The sequence below is a fragment of the Streptomyces sp. NPDC059524 genome, assembly GCF_042749255.1.
GTDB lineage: Bacteria > Actinomycetota > Actinomycetes > Streptomycetales > Streptomycetaceae > Streptomyces > Streptomyces xanthii.
Map to the genome: position 1 here is coordinate 1 of NZ_JBHYTK010000291.1, position 3,460 is coordinate 3,460.

Genomic DNA, 3,460 nt, shown 5'->3' on the forward strand with positions numbered 1-3,460 from the left:
CGAAGATGCGGTTCATGACGAAGGCGACGGAGAACTCCACCCCGACCATCAGACCGACGGTCACGACGGTGACGACCTCGAGTACGGCGAGCATGGTGACCCCTCCAACTTTCTAGCGCTGCTAGCCGATGAGGCAACGCTAGCCCTAATGTCGCTCGCTTGTCTAGCGGTGCTAGGATCGCATCATGTCGGTACAGGAGCGCAAGCAGCGCGAACGGGCGGACCGTGAACGCCTCATCGTGGACACCGCCCGCGAACTCGCCGAGCAGCAGGGCTGGGACGCCGTCACCACCCGCCGGCTCGCCGAGGCCATCGAATACAGCCAGCCCGTCCTCTACAGCCACTTCCGCGGCAAACGCGAGATCATCGGCGCCGTCGCCCTCCAGGGAGCCGCCGAGCTGGCGGTCGCCGTGCGGGCGGCGACCGCCGCCGCGGACGGTCCGCGCGAGCGCGTCACCGCCCTCGCCCGCACCTATCTCGACTTCGCCGCACGCAACCCGGCGGTCTACGACGCCCTGTTCCAGCTCGACGGCGGCCTCCCGTACGCGCGGGAGGACACCCCGGAACCCTTGAAGGACGCCTTCGCCGCCCTCATGGAGACCCTCGGCGAGGTCGCGGGGGAGGGGGTGCACCCGGGGCTGTTCACCGAGGTGTTCTGGGCGGCCCTGCACGGCCAGGCGACCCTGACCCGGGCCGGCCGCCTCCCCGCCGCGGACATCGAGCGCCGGGCCCAGCTCGTCGTGGACCGGCTCGCCGTCCTCTGAGCCGCGCCGTACGCGTCCTCGTGCGCGTCCTTGTGCGTGCCCTCGTACGTGCCCTCGCGCGTGCTCCCGTACGCGCCTAGTCGTCCATGGCGTCGTCGAACAGGTGGCGGACCGTGGAGCGGTGATTCGTGCGGACGTGGGCCAGGGCGACCGCTCTGGCCCGCTCCGCGTCCCCGGCGGCCACCGCCGCGTACAGCTCCCGGTGTTCGGCGAGCTGCTGGGCCCACTCCTCGTTGCGCCGGGTCAGCCAGCGCAGCCGGCCGCCGACCGGCTGCATCACGTCGGCCAGCAGACTGTTGCCCGCCGCCGCCAACAGGGCGTCGTGGAAGCGGGAGTTGACGTCCGTGAGGGTGTCCGCGTCGTCCCGCTCGGTGGCCCGCGCGGCCACGTCGAGCAGGTCCGCCAGCCGGTCCAGTTCGTCCCGGCCCGCCCGCTGCGCGGCGAGCCCGGCCGCGTGCACCTCCAACACCTCGCGCAGTTCGTAGAGTTCGGTCACGTCGGTGCGGGTCAGCGTGCGCACGACGGCCCGGCGCGGCGTCTCGAACGTCACGAAGCCCTCCGTCACGAGCGCCCTGATCGCCTCTCGCACCGGCACCCGTGAGACCCCGAAGCGCTCCGCGAGCTCCCGCTCGACCAGCCGCTCGCCGGGGCGTGACCGTCCGCCGATGATGTCCTGCCGCAGGGTCGCGAGCACGCGCTCGCGCACCGCCCCCAGGGGTTCCGCCGTCGCCATGCGCCCATCTTCCCCGATCGCCCGCGGGGGCCGGGGCCGTGGTTTTACCGAGCCGTAACCGTAGGGACATTGCCGGGCGCCGCTCGGAGCGGGACGATGACGCCGCTTTGGTATACCAAACCCCTTTCGCTGCGCGTCACAGCACTCTGGGAGGTACCCCATGCCCGTGGCCGAACCCACGCCCACGCAGGCCGCCGCCTTCACTCCCGACCCGCGCCTGGTCAATGAGGACCTCGCGCCCGCCGCGGAGCGCAAATGGAAGGTCTACGACCTCTTCGCCCTGTGGATGTCCGACGTCCACAACCTCGGCAACTACACCTTTGCGGCAGGCCTGTTGGTCCTCGGCCTCAACGCCTGGCAGGTCTTCAGCGCGCTGCTCATCGGCTTCGTCCTCATCTACGCCGGCTGCAACGCGATGGGCCGTATCGGTCAGCGGCACGGCGTCCCGTTCCCCGTCGTCAGCCGCATCAGCTTCGGCGTCTGGGGCGCGAACATCCCCGCTCTGATCAGGGCCGTCATCGCCATCATGTGGTACGGAATCCAGACCTATCTGGCCTCCGTCGCCGTCAACGTGATGGTGCTCGCCGCCTTCCCCGGGATGAAGTCCTGGACCGAGCACTCCTTCCTCGGCCTGCATGCCCTGGGCTGGGCGTCCTTCCTCGCGCTGTGGCTCGTGCAGTCGCTGATCATCACGCGCGGCATGGAGTCCGTCCGTAAGTTCCAGGACTTCTGCGGACCCGCGATCTGGATCGTGATGCTCGCGCTCGCCGTCTGGATCTGGGCCAAGGCCGGCTGGACCATCTCGCTGACCACCACCCCGCACCCGGTCTCCCCCGGCGAGCAGTTCCGCCAGTGGTTCGGCGCGATCGGCCTGATCCTCGCCACGTACGGCACGCTGATGCTCAACTTCTGCGACTTCTCCCGCTTCGCGCCCGACTACAGGACCGTGCGGCGCGGCAACTTCTGGGGCCTGCCCATCAACTCCACGGCGTTCGTGGTCCTTTCAGTCGTCGTCACCGCGGGCAGCGTCGAGGTCTTCGGCGAGGCGATCACCGACCCGGCGCTCCTCGTCGCCCGCATCGGCAACACCTGGGTCCTCGTCTTCGGCGCGCTGACCTTCGCCGTCGCCACCATGGGCGTCAACATCGTCGCCAACTTCGTCTCGCCCGCCTACGACCTGGCGAACGTCTGGCCGCAGAAGATCAGCTTCAAGGTCGGCGGCGCGATCTCGACGGTCCTCGCTCTCGTCGTCACGCCCTGGAACCTCTACTCCAACCCGACCGTCGTGAACTACTTCCTGGGCGGGCTCGGGGCCTTCCTCGGCCCGCTGTTCGGCATCATCATGCTCGACTACTTCTGGGTGAAGCGCGGCCGCATCGACGACCGCGCCCTCTTCGACGCGACGCCCGGCTCCCGCTACCACTACCGCGGCGGCGTCAACCCGAAGGCCCTGGCCGCCTTCGTCCCCTCCGCCGGCCTCGCCGTGGTCCTCGCCCTCGTCCCGTACTTCGACTCGGTCGCCGCGTACTCCTGGTTCATCGGCACCGCCGTCTCGGCGCTCCTCTACGGGCTGATCTGCCGCGCGGAGCGAGCGGAGTCGGCGTCGGCGGAGCCGGTGGGTCCGGTGGGTCCGGTGGACCCCGCGGACGCGGTCGAGGTCTGAACTCGCAGGCTCGCAGGCTCGCCGGAGCGGCCCCCGGCCGCAGTGACGCGCGCCGCCGAACGGGTGCACCTTTCTGCGCCGGGGCCCTCGGGACACCCGGCGCGGGCGGGGGCCGAGCATCATCCGGCCATGGCCAAGTCCTCGCGCCCGGTACTGGGCGTTCTGTTGGCGGCGCTGCTGAGTCTCGCCCCGGCCGCGGCCGGGCCCGGGGCCCCCGCCGGCGCCGTGTTCTGGGTGGTACCCGAACGGGGCGCGGGCCCCCCCGGCGCCCCCGAGCCGGGCCCAGGGCCGCCCGGGCTC

General features: G+C 71.1%; 3 protein-coding genes and 1 pseudogene. 2 read left to right on the plus strand and 2 right to left on the minus strand.

The genetic code is table 11. The features are described from left to right. Positions 1 to 94, minus strand: a pseudogene (locus ACFW9D_RS38125) (DUF1772 domain-containing protein); the annotation flags it as partial. 91 nt (positions 95 to 185) lie between these two features. Here ACFW9D_RS38125 and ACFW9D_RS38130 point away from each other — a divergent pair. Further along, complete coding sequence (locus ACFW9D_RS38130; protein WP_384630051.1) at positions 186 to 764, plus strand: TetR/AcrR family transcriptional regulator; 579 nt, start codon at positions 186 to 188, stop codon at positions 762 to 764. A gap of 76 nt (positions 765 to 840) precedes the next feature. On the opposite strand, the gene ACFW9D_RS38135 is transcribed toward ACFW9D_RS38130, so the two are convergent. Then, the gene (locus ACFW9D_RS38135; RefSeq protein ID WP_384630053.1) at positions 841 to 1,497 is read right to left on the minus strand and encodes a GntR family transcriptional regulator; all 657 of its coding nucleotides are present in this window, start codon (positions 1,495 to 1,497) and stop codon (positions 841 to 843) included. 160 nt (positions 1,498 to 1,657) lie between these two features. On the opposite strand from ACFW9D_RS38135, the gene ACFW9D_RS38140 reads away from it, so the two are divergent. Continuing rightward, entirely contained in the window at positions 1,658 to 3,160 is a 1,503-nt protein-coding gene (locus ACFW9D_RS38140; RefSeq protein WP_384630055.1) for an NCS1 family nucleobase:cation symporter-1, read from the plus strand. Positions 3,161 to 3,460 lie beyond the last annotated feature (300 nt).